Source organism: Paenibacillus sp. AD87, assembly GCF_001659845.1.
Lineage (GTDB): Bacteria > Bacillota > Bacilli > Paenibacillales > Paenibacillaceae > Paenibacillus > Paenibacillus marchantiae.
The window spans coordinates 292,212-309,458 of record NZ_LXQN01000022.1; the positions used below are offsets into that span (position 1 = coordinate 292,212).

The window sequence follows — 17,247 nt, forward strand, 5'->3', positions numbered from 1 at the left end:
GTTATGCTCCTTATGCTCCAATCATCTATTAAATTGATTGTACCATATGGAATCAAGTCTTAGAGGTTGGCATTGGCATCTATTGTGATCATCGTAATCCTTGCATCTTCTTCATATCGAACCTTAAAAGTATGGTAAACCTCTGTCTCTGCTGAAAGGAATGTGACCATTCCAGGCGTATTTGGATCTCTTTCAAGTTTATATAGATCAAGGTCGATTTTGAATATTTGTTTGATTATTGGTGCTGCATTCTGCCTGATTACACTTTCCTTCATGTTACGTAACTTCTCAAAGTAAAGCCCATACTCTTCCTCAGTTTCAAATTCTGGAATCCCCCTCTGGAAATCCATTACAGTGTATTCATTACTAAATCTCCCACCAATTTCTCTTACTAAGTACCGATCTCCAAAATATAGGTCCGTTGTTTCTTCACGCTTCTTGTCATTTTGTTTAAATATTATATCTTTCAAATCAGGTGCGGGCTCACCAGACAAGGCTTCAATCGACATTCTGGCATCTGTTATTAATTCTTGTGATACAGTATCAGAACTCACACTACCAGAAACGGATACTGCTTCATCCCTTGTCCATTCGATACTGCCACTGCCCCTACTATTCTCCAAAAACAATGTTGTGAACCAAACCGGTTCTTCCTGACCCTGCTTCATTTTCACATAACGTCTGGCTGAGACCGGTTTTAGCGTAGGGTCACTGTTTATCCCTTCAAGCAGTGACGGTACTTGACGCAAATAACGATGCTCCAGCTCATTAGCTGACATCTCCCTTCTCATCTGTACCTCACGTAGATTGCCTGTTGCCGCATCAAGCCAGATCAACGCGTATTCTTCACCGCCTTCTTTCCCAGCCTCGACATATACTCTTCCAGAGACAGGCAGGTCCTGCACTTTGGTTATACGTAATTGTTTGCCAAGATAGTCTCGCATCGTGACGGCTACATTCTTTTTCATCTTGTCAGTGAGCAGGCTCATGCCGGCATCATCGGTATATTGCAGCGCTGCTGTGGGATATACTTTTTCAATTACAGGCTCCACAATCTGTCCGTTCCAGAGAATGACCGCCGCTGCCACGGCTGCAATCGTCGTGCACGCAATAACAGCTCTGCGGGAGCGAAGACGGCGTCTGTGTTGATTGGGCAGGGTGTTTTGCTCGGCGGACTTATCCCCAACATCACTCATTTTCTGTGCAGATCCCGATTTGAGCCAGGCTACCTGACGAAGTACGTTCTGTTTATGCTCCTCGGTAAAAGGAGACGCCGCAAACGGCTCCTGTTTGACTACTTTTTCCCATTCGTCATCCATATGTTTCATTCACTTCGCTCCTCCCACTGTTTCCGTACTTTGGCCTTCGCTCTGGACAGTCGTGATTTGACCGTTCCCGCGCTGATGCCCAGCATTTCCGCAATTTCACTCGTCTTAAGCTCATACTTCAGATGCAGCAAAAGCAATTCCCGGAATTTGTCCGGCAGAGCCATGATGATGTCCCAGATTTCGTGAATGTGCTCCCTGCTGATCGCCTCGGCTTCGGCAGAGGGGTGAACCCATTTTTCAGGCTTCATCTCACCCATGCTCGTATTCACCTGTTCCGTGGGGATTGGCAGTGTCTCTCCCCATAAACTGCTGCGAAAAAATCTGGATTTCCGGTATGTAAATGTCGTGTTCCTAGTGATGGTCAGCAGCCATGTCTTCAATGAGCATTCTCCTCGAAAATGGGCGATCCCGGAATATGCCCGGATAAACACTTCCTGTGACAATTCATCCGCCTGCTCGGTACTTTTGGTCAGAAAGTACGCGTAGTTCCATACATCGTTCCCGTACTCATCCATCATGCTGCTAAGTGTATAATTGTCGATCGTCTGAGCGTGTGCCAGATATTGATAGTCCAACTGATGTTCACCTCACTTAATAAGACTACGTCCATTCGGATTTGGTTCCCAAACGGTTCATTTCTTCTCCCTCTCCTACAAAATAAAATAAACCAGCAAGGTCCAGATGTACTGAACGCGCTGGTCTATCGAGTATAAAACCCATAAACTTCATTTTGATGCCGAAGCTGCTGCTCAAGCCTTAACCGCGGCAATCATCAGAAACATCGGTCGACGATTCTCGTCTCGCATACCGGGAACCTGCTCCATCATCTCAGGAGATGGCTTGGACTCGGCTACCTGTTGAATGACAAAACCAGCCTGAATCAATTCATTCAGATGAGTCGCCATCGTACGATGATATTTCACCACGTCCTGATTCAGAAAGTTCGCTACCCGCTGCCCTTCCTCTTGATAATGATCCACAGGCCAATGCAGTATTTCACCCTGAGGTCCATAATGCCAGTCCTGCTCCGCCCGCGCCGTGAAAATGGGATGTTCCGCAGACAAGACAAACGTGCCTCCTTGAACAAGACATGCATTGATTTTGGCGTATACCTGATCCAGACGCTCGATATAATGCAAAGCCAGTGAGCTGATCACTACATCAAATTGTCCGGGTGCAAAATCAATATCCTCAATCGCCATACGCTGGTACTCGATCTGAGGATCATCCGTCATCTCGCGTGCACGTTGCAACATATTTTCAGACAAATCCACGCCAACCACAGAACTAGCGTGTTGCTCACGTGCATATCGACAGTGCCAACCAAAGCCGCACCCCAGATCCAATACGTTCTTGCCCTTTAATTCAGGCAGCATCGTTTGCAGTTCATGCCACTCGCCAGCAGCCTCCAACCCTTGGGTTGATCGAGCCATCTGACTGTAATTGCCGAAAAACTCAGCTTCATCATATTTGTTTTGCTTCATAAAGAGATTCCCTCCCGTGTCATAAAAGATGCTCTATTAACTCTACCATATAAACGATCATCTTTTGGAAAAGTTGCCAACCAAATTCTCGGCATGTTATTATACAGAACGAACGTTCAGTATAATATAATATAGAATGAACATTCAGTATACTAACGGAGGTCATCATGAACACAAATTGGACGCATCCATTAGAAAGGCAATCTGTAGGTAAGGCATTTGTAAGCTACCTCGTGCCTTCCATATTAGGGATGCTCGTTATCGCTTTCAACTTTATTATCGACGGTATTATGGTTGGTCACAAGCTGGGGTCTACCGCGCTCGCCGGAATCGGGATTGCTTCTCCTGTCTATACGCTTTTTGTAGCCATGTCGTTATGGATTGGAATGGGCGGGGCAACTTTGTATTCCACCTATATGGGTAAGAAGGATCTCACGACAGCGAGACAACTCTTCACCAAATCCATTACAATCATTTTGCTGATTACGATGGTTATTGGATATACGGCATATACTTTCAGAGATAAGCTTGTCTTTGCCCTTGGTGCCAATCCTGAAACATTCCCGTTTGCTGCGGACTATATGAATATTATGCTGTTGTTCGGTTTTGTCTTCACCATTGAGAATGCACTCACTATTTTTGTTCGTAACGACGGCAATCCCAATACATCCATGTATGCTCAGATTACATTTGCGTTAGCCAATATTGTGCTTAACTATATAACGTTATACGTGCTGGAATGGGGCGTTCGTGGCGTCGCGATTGGTACAATTGTATCGGCATCTCTGGCGCTTCTTGTGTTGCTGACTCACTTTTTCAGGAAAAATAATAATCTCAAATTCACTCGCTTCAAATGGAATACCAAACTGCTGGCTTCTATTGTACTCATTGGGTTTCCAAGCTTTCTTGCTGAACTAGGCATGTCCGTCTTCTCCATCTCTCACAACATCTCACTGGATCGGATTGCGGGCACGGATGGCGTGGCATCTTTTACAGTCTTGAACTATATTCATGGTGTTGTACTGCTCGCATTTCTCGGTCTAGCCTCCGCTGCCCAACCTTTGGTCAGTTATTATCACGGAGCCAAACAGATGGATCGGGAAAAACAGACCATTCGTTTAGCCTCCAGAACGGCTCTGGCATGTGGGGTGCTGCTATTACTCGTTGTACAACTGGGCGCACCTTATTTTGTGCAAATCTTCGGGAACTTCAGTGCCAGCGTGACGGATAACGCCGTGTACGGTTTGCGAATATTTACTTTTGCATACTTGTTCATGGGTATTAACTTTGTCATGAGCACGTACTTTCAATCTGTCGGAAATGCCAAAATGGCCATCTGGATTACAGCTGCACGCGAGATGATTATTATGGTTGCTTTGATTGTGGTCCTCCCTTCATTCTTCGGTGTTACTGGCGTTTGGCTTGCCGTTCCGCTATCCGAGATGGTGGTTCTGGTGACTATCGGCATGTACTATAAAAAAAGAGCCATCTCAGAACGTATAAACGGTTTAACGATTGAATAAAACATGTGAACAACCAAAAGACCTGCTTGATCTATAGAGATCAGGCAGGTCTTTTGGTTGAGCTAATCCGCTCTAACTTATCGATTAGCTCGTTGATTTAAATTATTTAATATTCGGTTTTAAGTTAAGTTCTGTATTCCCTCTTATACCCGTATATCAAATCGGCCATTGCTGTCCGTTGTTGCATTTGCAATTTCTTGCGGGGACGCTGCTTGCATGCCATTGGTTGGTGGTTTGGCCGGCGGTGCTTCTTTAGTTGCGGTTGTCCCGCTACTCTGGGAGCTTTGCTGCGAGATTTGAGCTTCGATTTGCTTGATTTGCTGCTGCAGTTGCTTCGTTTTGGTCTCCTTGGTTTTATCATCGTCCTTGCTGGATTGCACTTTCTCCAATTCGGCCTCAAGCTTCGTCTTTTGTTTCTCCAACTCGCTTGTGCTGTTCGAACTCGATGAAGATGTGGATATGTAGGATGTCGTGGAACTTGATGCTGAAGAAATATTCATCGTTGATCTCCTCCTCTTTCATGGTTCCACTATATCCAATCCAGACGATAGGAACGTTAAAATCAACTGAAAGGTTGCTGAATGGGTTCTTTATTAGAAACTTTCTAACATTTTTTGAAAATCTCCTATGATTCACCTATGATAGGCCATGCTGCATGCATTTTTTTCATATTTCAGTAACAGATCTTCCCTTTTAACCCCTTTGGAGAATCACTGTACAGAAAAAATATCGGCTTAGAGACACAGTAATATCGTTACTCAATTATTGATTAGGTTTTATCAACAAGAGATCAACAAAATTTTTATTAAGAGGTGTATTTTATGAATGTCATTACCATTTGTGCGATTCTAAAAGCAAAACCTGGGCAAGAGGAACAGCTACGCGATGAATTGATCAAACTTATTGAACCGTCTCGTGCAGAGAAATGTTGTATACAGTACAAGCTGCATAATTCGCTTGAAAAAGAAGGCACATATGTTTTTTATGAGTCTTGGGCTGACGAAAATGCCATAATCGCACATGTGAATACCGAGCATTACCAAACATACCGAAAAAATATAGAAACCATAATTGACACCATGGACGTGTATCATTTGGAAAACATTGAGACATAAGATCAAAGCGAAGTACGTTGTTATCGTTTATGTAAAGATCAATCGATTCTCCAATTGGTATTATCAATGTATCCACCGAGAAAAGTTTCTTTTATAGAAACTTTTTTTCTTTATTTGAACCCATTTAAGTTCTCACTTAATATTGGCCTACATAAGGAGGTGAAAGTATGAATTCAAAAATCTTTATAGCACTAATGTCACTTGCAATAAGTGCTTTTGCTATTGGAACGACAGAATTTGTTATTGTCGGTATTCTGCAAGAGGTAGCCACCGATTTTAGCATATCGGTAACGCAAGCTGGGACCCTTGTGTCAGGGTATGCAGTGGCTCTTGCTATTGGAACCCCAATCGTCGTAGTTATAACCGGGAAATTGCCTAAAAAAGGATACTTGGTGTTCCTCATGGTTGTCTTCACTTTAGGGAATGCTCTAGCAGCAATATCTTCCACCTATTCCCTTTTGCTCTTATCTAGGATAATTACAGCTATTGCACATGGTGTATTTTTCGCTGTTGCAGCTACAGTGGCCGCAGATATGGTGCCTGCTAACAAGAAAGGCACCGCCATCTCCATTATGTTCACTGGGTTAACCGTCGCTACCATTTTGGGTGTTCCCCTTGGAACCTATATCGGGCAGGAATTTGGTTGGCGTATGTCATTTGCTGTGGTCGCAGGTTTAGGGCTGATAGCCTTGTTGGTCAGTCTTATGGCAGTAGAAAAAGTTCCACGTTCAATGCACTCACCGACCTTAAGAGATGTTGGAAGTTTGATTGTTAATCCTCGGATCATCACTGCCTTGTTAATGACGATTCTAGGTTTCGGCGGAACCTTCGCCTTATTTACGTATATCTCTCCTATCCTTGAAGAGATTAGCGGCTACTCATCTTCGTCTATTTCATGGCTACTGCTAATTTACGGTGTTGCTGTAGCCATTGGGAATATTATCGGTGGGAAATTAGCAAATCGACATCCTGTAAAGGCACTTCGATTCGTATTTCTGTTTCAGGGCATTGCTCTGCTGCTCCAAATATGGCTATTGCCCAACAAGGCGCTCACCATTTTGTCCCTCATATTAATGGGTTTCTTTGCTTTTATGATGTCTCCCGGCGTACAGGCTTACATTCTAATGCTTGCAGAAAAGCTGGTTCCTTCTGCCAAGGATGTCGCTTCTGCATTAAACATCTCTGCATTTAATATTGGGATCGCTGCTGGTTCAACATTGGGTGGGCTTGCAGTAGACCACTTGCATATGATGGACACGGCTTGGATCGGTGCAATTATGGCAGGATTCTCCTTTTTACTGGCAGCTATAAACTACAGAATGGATAAGAAACAGAATCTTTTTGTTGAGGAGAGAGGATAAATGGATTTGAAATCACTAGAACTATTAGAGGAAGAATTGGAATTTACAAGTTTTAGCCATCAAGATGCTCTTGTCATTGGTAACCAGATTGTGCAGTATGCTCAAGAAAACAACGTAGCGGTGGCCGTGCATATTGAACGTAACCGAGTTCCCGTGTTTACACATCTCATGGATGGTACTTCGGAGGAAAACTACGTATGGTTATTTCGCAAAAAACGGATTGTCGATCACTATAACCGCAGTTCTGCCTACATCGACCAGCGCTTTATCCAAAGCGGTGCTTCTCATGCAGAACACTCCCTGCTTTCCACTGCAGAATATCAAGCGATTGGCGGTTCTATTCCCATCCGTGTCAAGGGTGTTGGCGTAGTCGGATCTGTAACGGTTGGCGGATTAACCGGTGAGTTGGATCATGCTTACGCAGTTGAGGGCATTCGCCTGTTTTTAAAAGGAGAATAAGTGTCATGGTTATGGTCATAACCACTTAAATATACCTGAGAGGGTTTGGGCGTAAAGCTCTTTCCCTCTCTTTTTCATTTGTAATGAGGTCAGCATAAAGAATGTAATCAGTTTATATGTCAATAATTCAATTATAATAATTTCCCGCTTAGAGGTGAATCAATGGATCAATATGAGGTTGCAACCCTAAAAAAAGGACTACTCATTCTAGACGCGTTGCAACAAGGCGCACCCATGAGACTGACTGAGATCATGCATCGGTTTAACCTTAACAAGTCTACAACTTTCCGTCTGCTATATACGCTGGAAATGACAGGATTTATTCAAAAAGATGGTCACACGTACAAAGCTTCTGAATTAAAGGGAAACCATTCATCGTATGCTAACACTCGACTTAATTGGTTAGTTGTTCCATCCCTGCATCAATTAGCACAGGATCTTGGCGAAACTGCCTATATCGGAGTTTTAGATGGAATGAAAGTCATGACAGTCCAAGTGGTGGAGGGCAATCATGCCATCCGTAGCCATACACGTGTAGGTGATTCCGCTTATGCCCATCTAAGTGCCTTTGGGAAAGTTATCCTGGCGCACCTAACTGATGAACAACTAAAAAAAATGCTTACACATCTTACCCAGCACAAAGCAACAAAGCATACCTTTGACGACCACCATTTATTAAAAGAGCATCTAAACGTAATCCGTCAACAAGGATACGCCATTGATGATGAAGAAACAGAAGTGGGTTTACGTTGCGTTGCTGCTCCAATATTTTATAATGGTAAAGTGATTGCAGCATTGGCTATATCCGGCCCTGCCGCGCGATTAAGTCGAAAGAGAGATCGTGCGGTAAGTAAAAAATTGAAGGAATGCAGTGCACAAATTTCCGGTCTACTTTGACCCGCTCACCTGCTAAAATACAGCCCACATATTGTGATAATTGCAGTCCCCTAGAGTACGTAACCTGAACTGCGTGTCGAGTAAACTTTTTAGGTTCAAAAGAAAAATGTCATCAAAGAGGGGAATATATATCGAGGCTGGGCTCCCAAGAGCTTAGCGACGATTAGCATAGTTCTTTGAGTAGAAGAACGAATTCTATCATGCGGTAGTTGACGCGTTAGGGAATCCACTTCGCTTCGACTTGACCGGAGTCGAAGCATATGATACGAATGCCAATTCGGACTTACTAGTACACTTGGCCTAAAAATACAGTCCTTTCGAGGAAATTCCTCCAAAGAAATATCTTTAATTTCCGAGGGCTTGAATATTCACCCAAACCTATCTATATCAGCCTTTTGCCAGGCGTTTTGAAAGAACTTCCGAAGCACCAATGAAGGTAGCGCTTTCAACTATCCAAAAAAAGGGTTGATAATTGAGAAACCATCCACTATGATAATCTCATCAGTCCGGATAATAAAGTTAAAGCACTTTAACTTTCAATTACATAACATCACATGAAACCTTTTCATTTCGGGGAAACTCAACTACGAAAGTTAAAGCGTTATAACTTTATATCAAATAGAAAGGTTGGTGTTTATGTGACCCATCGCGAAAGCCGGCGGCAGACATTTTACATGTACCTCTTCATCTCTCCATGGCTTATCGGTTTCTTCGTGTTTGCCTTGTATCCGATTCTGTCATCCCTTTATTACAGCTTCACGGACTATGACATTATCCACCCGCCGAAATATGTCGGACTCGCGAATTACAAAGAAATGTTTCAAAATGACCTATTTTGGAAATCTGTTGTCGTAACGGTACGCTATACATTTATCAGTGTACCGATCCAGCTGCTGCTGGCACTGGGATTTGCTCTCCTGCTCAATGCGAAAATACCGTTTCGCGGATTTTTCCGCACGGCCATGTATTTTCCGAGCATGGTATCCGGCGTCGCCATGTCCTTGCTATGGTACTGGATTTTCAATCCATCGATCGGTCTGTTCAATTACGTGCTGTCCTGGTTCGGCATTAGCGGCCCAGCCTGGCTCATGAGCCCCGATTATGCGCTTTACGCTCTGATGATTATGTCCTTCTGGACGGTGGGCTCAGGCATGATTTTGTTCCTTGCGGGACTTCAGGGCGTTCCTTCAAGCCTCGTGGAAGCCGCCAAGCTTGACGGTGCGGGACGTTTCCGGATTTTCCTGAACGTAACGCTGCCCATGATTTCACCGGTACTTTTGTTCCAACTGATTATGGGCGTCATTGATTCCTTCCAAGTATTTACGCAGGCGTATGTAATGACCCAAGGGGGTCCAAACTACTCGACCTGGTTCTACGTTTACAACCTGTACACCAGCGCCTTCAAGGAATACAGAGCGGGCTACTCCTCGGCACTCGCTTGGGTGCTGCTGATCGTCGTCATGGCGTTTACAGCGCTCATTATTAAACTCTCAAACCGTTATGTTCACTATGAAGGAGGCGGACGCAAATGAGTACGATTCCGACTGCCGGCCCAGGGGCTTCACCTTCTGTGAATAAACGCCGGCGCAAAATCGATGCAGTTAGCATTGCCAGCTTCATTGCCCTGGTGGTCACCACCTTTCTCATGCTCCTCCCTCTGTTTTTCATGGTCTCGACCTCACTGAAATCGAAGAAGGAACTGCTGACGTTTCCTCCGACCTTTCTGCCGGAGTCCTGGCAGTGGAGTAACTACAGAGAAATTTTCGACACGCTGAACTTCGGTCAAATGTATATGAACAGTCTCATTATCGGCATTTTGACTGTTGTTGGCACCCTGTTTTCGTCGGCGCTTGCAGGCTATGGCTTCGCCAGATATCGGGGCAAGGGCAGCAACTTGTGGTTCATGCTCATGCTCAGCACCATGATGCTTCCATATCCAGCGATTATGATCCCACAGTTCATTCTCTTTTCAAAGCTGAACTGGATCGATACCTTCCTGCCGCTGATTGTCCCTGCGTTTTTCGGTTCAGCATACAACATCTTTTTGCTGCGACAGTTCTTTACCACGCTGCCGGATGAGCTGTTTGACGCTGGACGCATCGATGGCTGCAGCGAGTTCCGGATGTGGAGACAAATCGCTTTGCCTCTGTCTGGTCCAGCACTTGCAACCGTTGCGATCTTTGCCTTCATTTACAGCTGGAACGACCTTTTGACACCTGTGCTCTATTTAAGCTCATCGGATAAGTTTACGCTTCCGGTCGGTATGTCTTCCTTCACATCTTCGCGTTTCCGAATTCCGCCGTGGCATCTGCTCATGGTTGCCTCTGTGCTCGCCATGCTGCCGATCGTGACTCTGTTTGCGATAGCCCAGAAGCGGTTTGTAGAAGGAATTGTACTTACAGGCATCAAGTAAAGACTCCGCCGCAGGGGCGGCAAAAAACTTGAATATATGGGGGACTGTAATTCATGAAAACGATAAGGATCAAAAAGTCTTTTACACTTTTGCTTGCGACCAGCATGCTCATCGTATTGGCATTGTCCGGCTGTAGTGGCGGCAAATCAGCGGGAGATGTCGTACCCGGTAACGATGGCGATAGCGCTAACTCAGGTGGGCAAGTAACCATAACGCACTACACCATCGATTCCGAGGATCGCACCTTTATCGAAAAGCTCGTTCCGGATTTTGAAGCCCAACATCCAAATATTAAGGTAAAAATCGAGAAAGCTCCTTACGAGCAGTTCGACAGTAAACTCCAAACACTGATTGCCGGGGGCAAATCGCCTGACGTCACAAGCCATTATGGATACGGCGGTTTTGCAGAGTATTACAACAAAGACATGCTGCTTGATATGAACGACATTATTAAGGAAGACGGATTTAAGGCGTCCGACTACAACATCCCGGATGATCTTATGAAAATCTACACCGTCAAAGACCAAGTCTACGGTATTCCGGTCAACATGTACGTCTCTCTGATGCTCTACAACAAAGACATGTTCGATGCTGCTAACGTTGCTTATCCTCCAAGCGATTACGAGGACAAGAGCTGGACGTTTGACAAAATGGTCGAAGACGCGAAGAAAATGACGCATGTATCCAATGATATTGCCAAAACTCAATATGGCGTTGACTTCACATGGTCCGAGCGCGATATGCGCCCGCTCTATTTCGGAGCTGAACCCTACTCCCAGGATACCTGGACGAACGGCGGCGTACCATCTGAGACTCATTTTGATTCGCCTGAAGTCATCGCAGCTTATAACAAGCTGTTCAACCTGATCTTAAAAGATAAAGTATCTCCGACAACGGAATGGAGCAAAAGCGTAGCGGGGCAAAACGGCGATGCGTTCGTAACTGGCAAGGTGGGTATGACTGTCAGCGGCTCATGGAGCCTTGCGGGCTCCAATGACTTCCCTTTCAAGGTTGGCGTAGCTGCAGTGCCTGCCGGCGGCAATGACAAGGTCCGCAGCGTGCTGTTCGTCGATCCGCTCTTGATTCTGAAGGGCTCCAAACATCCGAAGGAAGCTTTTGAATGGATCAAGTATCTGGTCAGCGACGAAATTCAGGAAAAATCCATCGACCTGAGCGGTGGTAACCCTCCAGTGAATACGAAGGCAGCCGAAACCTATTACAAGCATTTTGATGGCATCGATGCGGCAGATGTGAAGAAGGTTTACGAAGGCGCTGTGAAATACGGCTTTGAATCCTATAACCACCTGATCACCCACTATTCTCAGATCAACGACATGTTCATTAATGAGATGCAGCCGATCGATACCGGACACAACACCGTTGAAGAAGTGATGCCGACGATTCAGAAAAAGGTCATGGAAATTATCAAACGGTAACGCTAGACATTGTGCCGTCCCGAAAGGGGCGGTGCATCTATCAAATTAGCTTCGCGGCTAAGCCTCCGTACATGTATACTAATGTTAAGTCAATATAAAGTACGGAAAATCTGCCGCAAGGAGAATAAACAATGAAGGTTAGTATATTTGATGTTGCAAAGAAATCAGGGCTGTCCGTCGTAACGGTCTCACGCGTCTTAAACGGTGCCGAATCCGTGCGAGAGAAAAATAGGCAAAAGGTTCTGGAAGCCATCAAGGAACTCGATTACCATCCCAACGCTGCTGCGCGGAGTTTAGCCCGCGGTAAGACAGGAATCGTCGGCTTGATTATGACCACTCTTCAGGACTCCTTCTTCGACACCGTCGTTAAAGAGCTGAACGAAGTGCTTGCACTTCATGGCTATTTTCTTGCCGTTTCGGTCTCTACCGGCATTGGCTCCGATGAAACCCATTACCTGATCCAGGAGGACCGGGTAGACGGACTTATTCTGCTCTCGCCGATGGAAGAGGATAACTACATCGTGGAACTGAAGCGGCGCAATATTCCTTATGTCCTCATCGACAATCAGAAGCCGGAGAATGATACTTTTTCGGTAACGATCGATAACTACAAAGGTGGCTATGCCGCTACGAAGCATCTGCTTGATCTCGGCCATACCTCCATCGCGCACTTAAGCGGACAGAATATGTTCCGCAGTACGAGAGAGCGTCGCAGCGGTTTCCTGCAGGCACTTAAGGAAAAAGATCTGGCTCCATTTGAAATGATCACGGGCGATTTCGAAATCGATTTTGGTTATGACATCTGCCGCAAATGGCTGCGTGAGGGACGCCTGCCTTCCGCGGTGTTCGCGGGCGATGACCATATTGCGCTTGGGGTCGTGAACGCCCTCACGGAAGAAGGCATCAAGGTGCCTGAACAGGTAGCTATCGTCGGCTATGACGATCAGTATATTTCATCCAAGCTGCACCCCCATCTGACAACGGTCCGGCAGCCTGCCGACCGCATTGGGGTCGCCGCTGCGGATATGCTGTTGAAACGCATGGACGGTACGATGAAACGCGGGGCTAATGTAAGAATCGATCCTGAACTCATCGTGAGAGAATCTACTGGATCACCAACAAAAGGTACAACCGGATAAAAAATATAACCTTATATATAGGAGTGACGACCATTGGCTTACTACTTGGGAATCGATGGGGGAGGAACAAAAACATACGCCCTGCTGACCGATGACTTCGGCAATGTGCTTGGCAAAGGCGTGGGCGGCAACGGCAATCACCAGATTGACCGCGCCTTGGCCGCACAAAGCATACGGGAAGCTGCAGAAGGAGCTCTAAACGAAGCAGGACTGCGGATTCATGAAATTTCGCACACCTATTTCGGACTTGCAGGCGCAGATCGGGAGGTAGATTACCGAATCCTGCACCCTCTGGTTCAAGGAATCGGATTCACCCAGAATTACTCGATTAACTGTGACACGATAATCGGTCTGCGCGCAGGTACGAACCGGCCTTACGGGGTCGCGCTGATCTGCGGCACAGGCACCAACTCCGCAGGCCGCAATCCGGCAGGAGAACATGTACAGGTCGGTGGTTTTGATTATATGTACGGTGATTTCGGCGGTGGCGGTTCCCTCAATATTGAGGTGTTCCGCTCTGTCATCCGTTCTTGGGACGGCCGTGAGCAGCCAACGCTCCTGAGTCCCCTGCTGCTTAACTTCCTTGGATATGACAGTGTCAGCGATATGTTCGATGACTTTCAGGATCACGGCAAGCATGTGCCTGTCCATGTAGCAAAGCTGCTATTTGAAGCTGCCGCAGAGGACGATGCTGTAGCTCTGGAAATTCTGAACCGTCAAGGCGTAGAGCTTGGCAAATCAGCAGCTGCGGTTATCCATAAACTTGGAATGGAAAAGGACGCCTTTGACGTTATACTAGCAGGAAGTCTGCTAACAAGGGGAGATCGTGGCTGGATTCGCAGCAAAATTGAACAGACTGTTGCAACCATCGCTCCAAATGCGACCATCGTAACGTTGGCCACCGAGCCTGTTGTCGGTGCCTTATGGTCTGCTATGGATGCGGCCGGACATGCGGTAAGCCAGGATGTATATGACAAAATGAGGGCCTTCCGTGACTTCGAACATATTAAGCAAACAACAAGATAAACGTCTATAAACACTGTCATCATAAAAAATTCTTAAAAGACTGGAGTGTGCAAAATGGCATATGAACAAGGGCTAAAAATAGCGGTAATCGGCGGTGGATCTTCCTATACTCCGGAGCTCGTTGAGGGGTTCATCCTCCATCATGCCGAGCTTCCTGTACGAGAGCTGTGGTTGGTAGATATTGAGCCGGGAGAACGCAAACTGAATATTGTCGGAAACTTGGCCAAACGCATGGTGGAGAAATCGGGTCTGCCGATTGAAGTTCATTTGACGTTCGACCGCCGCGAAGCCATCAAGGGTGCGGACTTCGTCAGCACTCAAATGCGTGTCGGTATGCTTGACGCCCGTGGCCGCGATGAATCCATTCCCCTGAAATACGGCGTGATCGGTCAGGAAACAACCGGTCCCGGAGGCATGATGAAGGCGCTGCGGACGATTCCGGTCCTGCTTGATATCTGCCGTGATATTGAAGAACTCGCTCCTAATGCCTGGCTGCTGAACTTTACGAATCCGGCGGGTATGGTCACGGAAGCCATTCTGAAGTATTCCAACGTTAAAAGCATTGGTCTCTGTAATGCGCCGATCGGCCTAATCAAGCAGGCTTCGGCCAAATACGGCGTAGAAGCGGACCGCATCTATGCCGAGTTTGTTGGCCTGAACCATCTCCACTGGATTACGCGTATTGATGTGAACGGAGAAGACAAACTGGATGACATGCTGGCCGATACGGCCGGTTACAGCGCGAAGAACGTGCCTGCACGGGAATGGAATCCGGAATTCCTCCAATCCCTGCATGCCCTGCCTTCTTACTATTTAAAATATTTCTATATGACCGACGCCATGCTCGAAGAGCAGCTGGAATCCTTACAATCAGGTGGTAACCGTGCGGAAGTGGTTAAACGCGTCGAAGAAGAACTTTTCGAGCTTTACAATGACCCGAACCTGAAAGATAAACCGAAACAGCTGGAACAGCGGGGCGGCGCCTTCTATTCCGAAGCTGCCGTGAACCTAATGCGCTCACTATACAACGGAACGAATGACATTCAGACGTTGAACGTAGCCAATCAAGGTATCATTGATTTCCTGCCAGACGATGCCAGCATTGAAGTCAACTGCGTGGTCACCAAAACCGGTCCACTGCCCCTGCCGTTGACCAAGGTTCCTCCAATGGCCGTTGGACTGATCCATGCGGTTAAAACCTATGAGCGCCTCGCCATCGATGCTGCCGTGACCGGCGATCGTGGATTGGCCATACAGGCATTGGCCCATCATCCTTTGGTCCCTTCGGTCGAAGTGGCGATTCAGATGCTGGATGAAATGCTCGAAGCCAACAAGGAATATTTGCCGCAGTTCTTTACTGAATCTGCAGCTAAAGCATAATTCGGCTATCATCCATTCGTCCTGATACCATAAGAAAAACGTCTATCGACGTACTTTCACATTAAACGAAACCGCCATATCCCAGGATTTCCTGAGATATGGCGGATTGTCGTTTCTAGGCATTTGCCATCTATAAGGCTTTCTTAAATCAATCATTAAATACATTCTCCCTAGTCTAGCTCCATCCATAAAAAAAGCAGGCCGGGAGCTAATCTCCCGGCCTGCTTGCATATGAGCAATCATCGGATTATAAGTTGCTTAGTATGTCCACCAGTTGCCGGACATCACGATCATGGAGAACAGCTTGATGCTGTCTTCATAGTAGCCTTCATTGGAGCTGCCGACCGTTTTGGTCCAGACGGAATTCAGCCAGTTTTGGTTCGTGGACGAAGTCATAGCGCTGACACCAAACGGTGCATAGAACGCGCCGCTGCCGCCGGAACCTGTAACCGTGCCGTTGAGTTTATAACCATCCTTTACGTTGCTAGGATTACCGCTTACTTTGGTTGAGATCCAGCTATTCATTTGATTGAGCTGACTGAGTGCCCGGCTGTCACCAGTCATCAGGTAATCCGTTGCGATCCGCCAAGGCGTACGACACGAATTGTAATCGTAGCTGCCGTCGTTCGCCCCTTCCAGAAAATCGGCTGAAGCTGGCTTGTACGTCGAGCCCGACAGAACGACGAAGTCTGGAAGCAATCCGGTTGATGAGCTGTACCCGTTGTATAAGGAGTTGACAATGGTATAGGTTTTGTCGATCACGTTCGCCCATTTGGCATCACCCGTTGCTGCCTGGAACGCCTTCAAGTGATTCAGCATAAAGTCCGATGGACGGGTAGCATTTTTGAACGTATTATCCGTTGCCCAGTCGCCAAGACGCAGCGTCCATTGGGACTGATTCACGTCACTTTGCATGATGGCATTGATGATGTCCTTACCGGCCTGAAGGTAGTTGATACTGCCGCTGCTACCCCACTGCTTGTCCGCAAGCAGGAGCGAATAAGCAATGTCCATGTCTCCATCCGTGGCCGAGTCGGCGCCTTCAATGTTCTGGAAGCTGCTGTTTTGTTTCCATGCCATCAATTTCGAATTGTTGGCGCTCGGATGCGCTTTATAATATTGATAAAGTCCGTCGAAATAGGTCTGCGCATTACCGTCATAACCGGCCATTATAACCGTTGCCAGCATTCCGTACCCGTGTGCCTCAGATACGGTATCCCCGTTGGACTGATACTTCACATAATACTTGCCTGTGCCCGCCGTTTTCAGATAAGCCGATTTCCAGCTGTCCCATTTCGCTTTCACGGAGCTATCCATCGCACTTTGCGTAACATGGTTAGGCTTGATCGAGCCGCTGGTATATGTCGTGTGCTGCGGAAACGGCTTGTTTGGAGCGGCGAAAGCAAAGCTCGCCGGAATCAGAAGAAAAGCGAGACAACACATCATAACAGCCTTGCTGCTAACTGAAAATCCCCTATTTTTTCTCATAAATTTACGCTCCTTTTAGGTCCAAATGGGTTTTGATCCATGACATAACCTTTAAGCCTAAAATTCAATGCAGCATCTTGATGGAGAAACCATGATTCGATACTCGCGAGACACAATCACCTCCGCCTTAAAGTTAAAGCGCTTTAACTTTTAAAACGCTTACATTTATTTTAATTGTTCTTCTATTATTTGTAAATA

General features: G+C 46.4%; 16 protein-coding genes. 11 read left to right on the top strand and 5 right to left on the bottom strand.

Annotated features, from left to right (window positions below; translation table 11 throughout):
- Positions 1 to 59: 59 nt before the first annotated feature.
- From gpAD87_RS29485 to gpAD87_RS29495, 3 genes are all read right to left on the bottom strand, one after another.
- Positions 60 to 1,328, bottom strand: a complete 1,269-nt coding sequence (locus gpAD87_RS29485) for a hypothetical protein (protein WP_064642451.1) — start codon at positions 1,326 to 1,328, stop codon at positions 60 to 62.
- Positions 1,325 to 1,903, bottom strand: a complete 579-nt coding sequence (locus gpAD87_RS29490) for an RNA polymerase sigma factor (protein WP_079695757.1) — start codon at positions 1,901 to 1,903, stop codon at positions 1,325 to 1,327. The genes gpAD87_RS29485 and gpAD87_RS29490 overlap by 4 nt, the downstream gene beginning before the upstream one ends.
- Positions 1,904 to 2,077: 174 nt before the next feature.
- Positions 2,078 to 2,812, bottom strand: coding sequence for a class I SAM-dependent methyltransferase (locus gpAD87_RS29495; protein ID WP_064642453.1), 735 nt, complete (start codon positions 2,810 to 2,812; stop codon positions 2,078 to 2,080).
- Positions 2,813 to 2,979: 167 nt separating this feature from the next.
- Between gpAD87_RS29495 and gpAD87_RS29500 the strand changes: the two genes are divergently transcribed.
- On the top strand, positions 2,980 to 4,335 hold the full coding sequence (locus tag gpAD87_RS29500; RefSeq protein WP_064642455.1) for an MATE family efflux transporter: 1,356 nt from the start codon (positions 2,980 to 2,982) through the stop codon (positions 4,333 to 4,335).
- A gap of 143 nt (positions 4,336 to 4,478) precedes the next feature.
- Here gpAD87_RS29500 and gpAD87_RS29505 read toward each other — a convergent pair whose 3' ends face one another.
- The gene (locus gpAD87_RS29505; protein WP_064642457.1) at positions 4,479 to 4,835 is read right to left on the bottom strand and encodes a FlxA-like family protein; all 357 of its coding nucleotides are present in this window, start codon (positions 4,833 to 4,835) and stop codon (positions 4,479 to 4,481) included.
- A 321-nt stretch (positions 4,836 to 5,156) separates the two neighbouring features.
- On the opposite strand from gpAD87_RS29505, the gene gpAD87_RS29510 reads away from it, so the two are divergent.
- The 10 genes from gpAD87_RS29510 to gpAD87_RS29555 all read left to right on the top strand — a co-directional run bounded on the left by gpAD87_RS29510 (position 5,157) and on the right by gpAD87_RS29555 (position 15,561).
- Positions 5,157 to 5,450: a putative quinol monooxygenase gene (locus gpAD87_RS29510; protein WP_064642459.1), complete on the top strand. Its 294-nt coding sequence runs from the start codon at positions 5,157 to 5,159 to the stop codon at positions 5,448 to 5,450.
- Positions 5,451 to 5,617: 167 nt separating this feature from the next.
- Positions 5,618 to 6,811 carry an MFS transporter gene (locus gpAD87_RS29515; RefSeq protein WP_064642461.1) on the top strand — a complete coding sequence of 398 codons (1,194 nt, stop codon included), beginning with the start codon at positions 5,618 to 5,620 and terminating at the stop codon, positions 6,809 to 6,811.
- A 6-nt stretch (positions 6,812 to 6,817) separates the two neighbouring features.
- On the top strand, positions 6,818 to 7,270 hold the full coding sequence (locus tag gpAD87_RS29520) for a heme-binding protein (RefSeq protein WP_231952939.1): 453 nt from the start codon (positions 6,818 to 6,820) through the stop codon (positions 7,268 to 7,270).
- 162 nt (positions 7,271 to 7,432) lie between these two features.
- Positions 7,433 to 8,167, top strand: coding sequence for an IclR family transcriptional regulator (locus gpAD87_RS29525; RefSeq protein WP_064642465.1), 735 nt, complete (start codon positions 7,433 to 7,435; stop codon positions 8,165 to 8,167).
- Positions 8,168 to 8,841: 674 nt separating this feature from the next.
- Positions 8,842 to 9,699 carry a carbohydrate ABC transporter permease gene (locus gpAD87_RS29530; RefSeq protein ID WP_063567788.1) on the top strand — a complete coding sequence of 286 codons (858 nt, stop codon included), beginning with the start codon at positions 8,842 to 8,844 and terminating at the stop codon, positions 9,697 to 9,699.
- A complete protein-coding gene (locus tag gpAD87_RS29535) occupies positions 9,696 to 10,580 on the top strand; it encodes a carbohydrate ABC transporter permease (RefSeq protein WP_063567787.1) in 885 nt (294 codons plus the stop codon). Before gpAD87_RS29530 ends, gpAD87_RS29535 begins: the two co-directional genes overlap by 4 nt.
- Positions 10,581 to 10,633: 53 nt before the next feature.
- Positions 10,634 to 12,016 carry an ABC transporter substrate-binding protein gene (locus tag gpAD87_RS29540; protein WP_064642467.1) on the top strand — a complete coding sequence of 461 codons (1,383 nt, stop codon included), beginning with the start codon at positions 10,634 to 10,636 and terminating at the stop codon, positions 12,014 to 12,016.
- 131 nt (positions 12,017 to 12,147) lie between these two features.
- Entirely contained in the window at positions 12,148 to 13,155 is a 1,008-nt protein-coding gene (locus tag gpAD87_RS29545) for a LacI family DNA-binding transcriptional regulator (protein WP_064642469.1), read from the top strand.
- A 33-nt stretch (positions 13,156 to 13,188) separates the two neighbouring features.
- Positions 13,189 to 14,181: an N-acetylglucosamine kinase gene (locus gpAD87_RS29550; RefSeq protein ID WP_064642471.1), complete on the top strand. Its 993-nt coding sequence runs from the start codon at positions 13,189 to 13,191 to the stop codon at positions 14,179 to 14,181.
- 54 nt (positions 14,182 to 14,235) lie between these two features.
- Entirely contained in the window at positions 14,236 to 15,561 is a 1,326-nt protein-coding gene (locus tag gpAD87_RS29555) for a 6-phospho-beta-glucosidase (RefSeq protein WP_064642473.1), read from the top strand.
- A gap of 258 nt (positions 15,562 to 15,819) precedes the next feature.
- Here the strand turns inward: gpAD87_RS29555 and gpAD87_RS29560 are convergent, their stop codons facing one another.
- Positions 15,820 to 17,049, bottom strand: a complete 1,230-nt coding sequence (locus tag gpAD87_RS29560; RefSeq protein ID WP_064642475.1) for a glycosyl hydrolase family 8 — start codon at positions 17,047 to 17,049, stop codon at positions 15,820 to 15,822.
- Positions 17,050 to 17,247: the final 198 nt, after the last annotated feature.

Bases quoted from the DNA above. Each gene is read 5' to 3' on its own strand.
- gpAD87_RS29485 (WP_064642451.1), bottom strand. From the start codon at position 1,328: ATGAAACATATGGATGACGAATGGGAAAAAGTAGTCAAACAGGAGCCG.
- gpAD87_RS29495 (WP_064642453.1), bottom strand. From the start codon at position 2,812: ATGAAGCAAAACAAATATGATGAAGCTGAGTTTTTCGGCAATTACAGT.
- gpAD87_RS29500 (WP_064642455.1), top strand. From the start codon at position 2,980: ATGAACACAAATTGGACGCATCCATTAGAAAGGCAATCTGTAGGTAAG.
- gpAD87_RS29505 (WP_064642457.1), bottom strand. From the start codon at position 4,835: ATGAATATTTCTTCAGCATCAAGTTCCACGACATCCTACATATCCACA.
- gpAD87_RS29510 (WP_064642459.1), top strand. From the start codon at position 5,157: ATGAATGTCATTACCATTTGTGCGATTCTAAAAGCAAAACCTGGGCAA.
- gpAD87_RS29515 (WP_064642461.1), top strand. From the start codon at position 5,618: ATGAATTCAAAAATCTTTATAGCACTAATGTCACTTGCAATAAGTGCT.
- gpAD87_RS29525 (WP_064642465.1), top strand. From the start codon at position 7,433: ATGGATCAATATGAGGTTGCAACCCTAAAAAAAGGACTACTCATTCTA.
- gpAD87_RS29530 (WP_063567788.1), top strand. From the start codon at position 8,842: ATGTACCTCTTCATCTCTCCATGGCTTATCGGTTTCTTCGTGTTTGCC.
- gpAD87_RS29535 (WP_063567787.1), top strand. From the start codon at position 9,696: ATGAGTACGATTCCGACTGCCGGCCCAGGGGCTTCACCTTCTGTGAAT.
- gpAD87_RS29540 (WP_064642467.1), top strand. From the start codon at position 10,634: ATGAAAACGATAAGGATCAAAAAGTCTTTTACACTTTTGCTTGCGACC.
- gpAD87_RS29545 (WP_064642469.1), top strand. From the start codon at position 12,148: ATGAAGGTTAGTATATTTGATGTTGCAAAGAAATCAGGGCTGTCCGTC.
- gpAD87_RS29555 (WP_064642473.1), top strand. From the start codon at position 14,236: ATGGCATATGAACAAGGGCTAAAAATAGCGGTAATCGGCGGTGGATCT.
- gpAD87_RS29560 (WP_064642475.1), bottom strand. From the start codon at position 17,049: ATGAGAAAAAATAGGGGATTTTCAGTTAGCAGCAAGGCTGTTATGATG.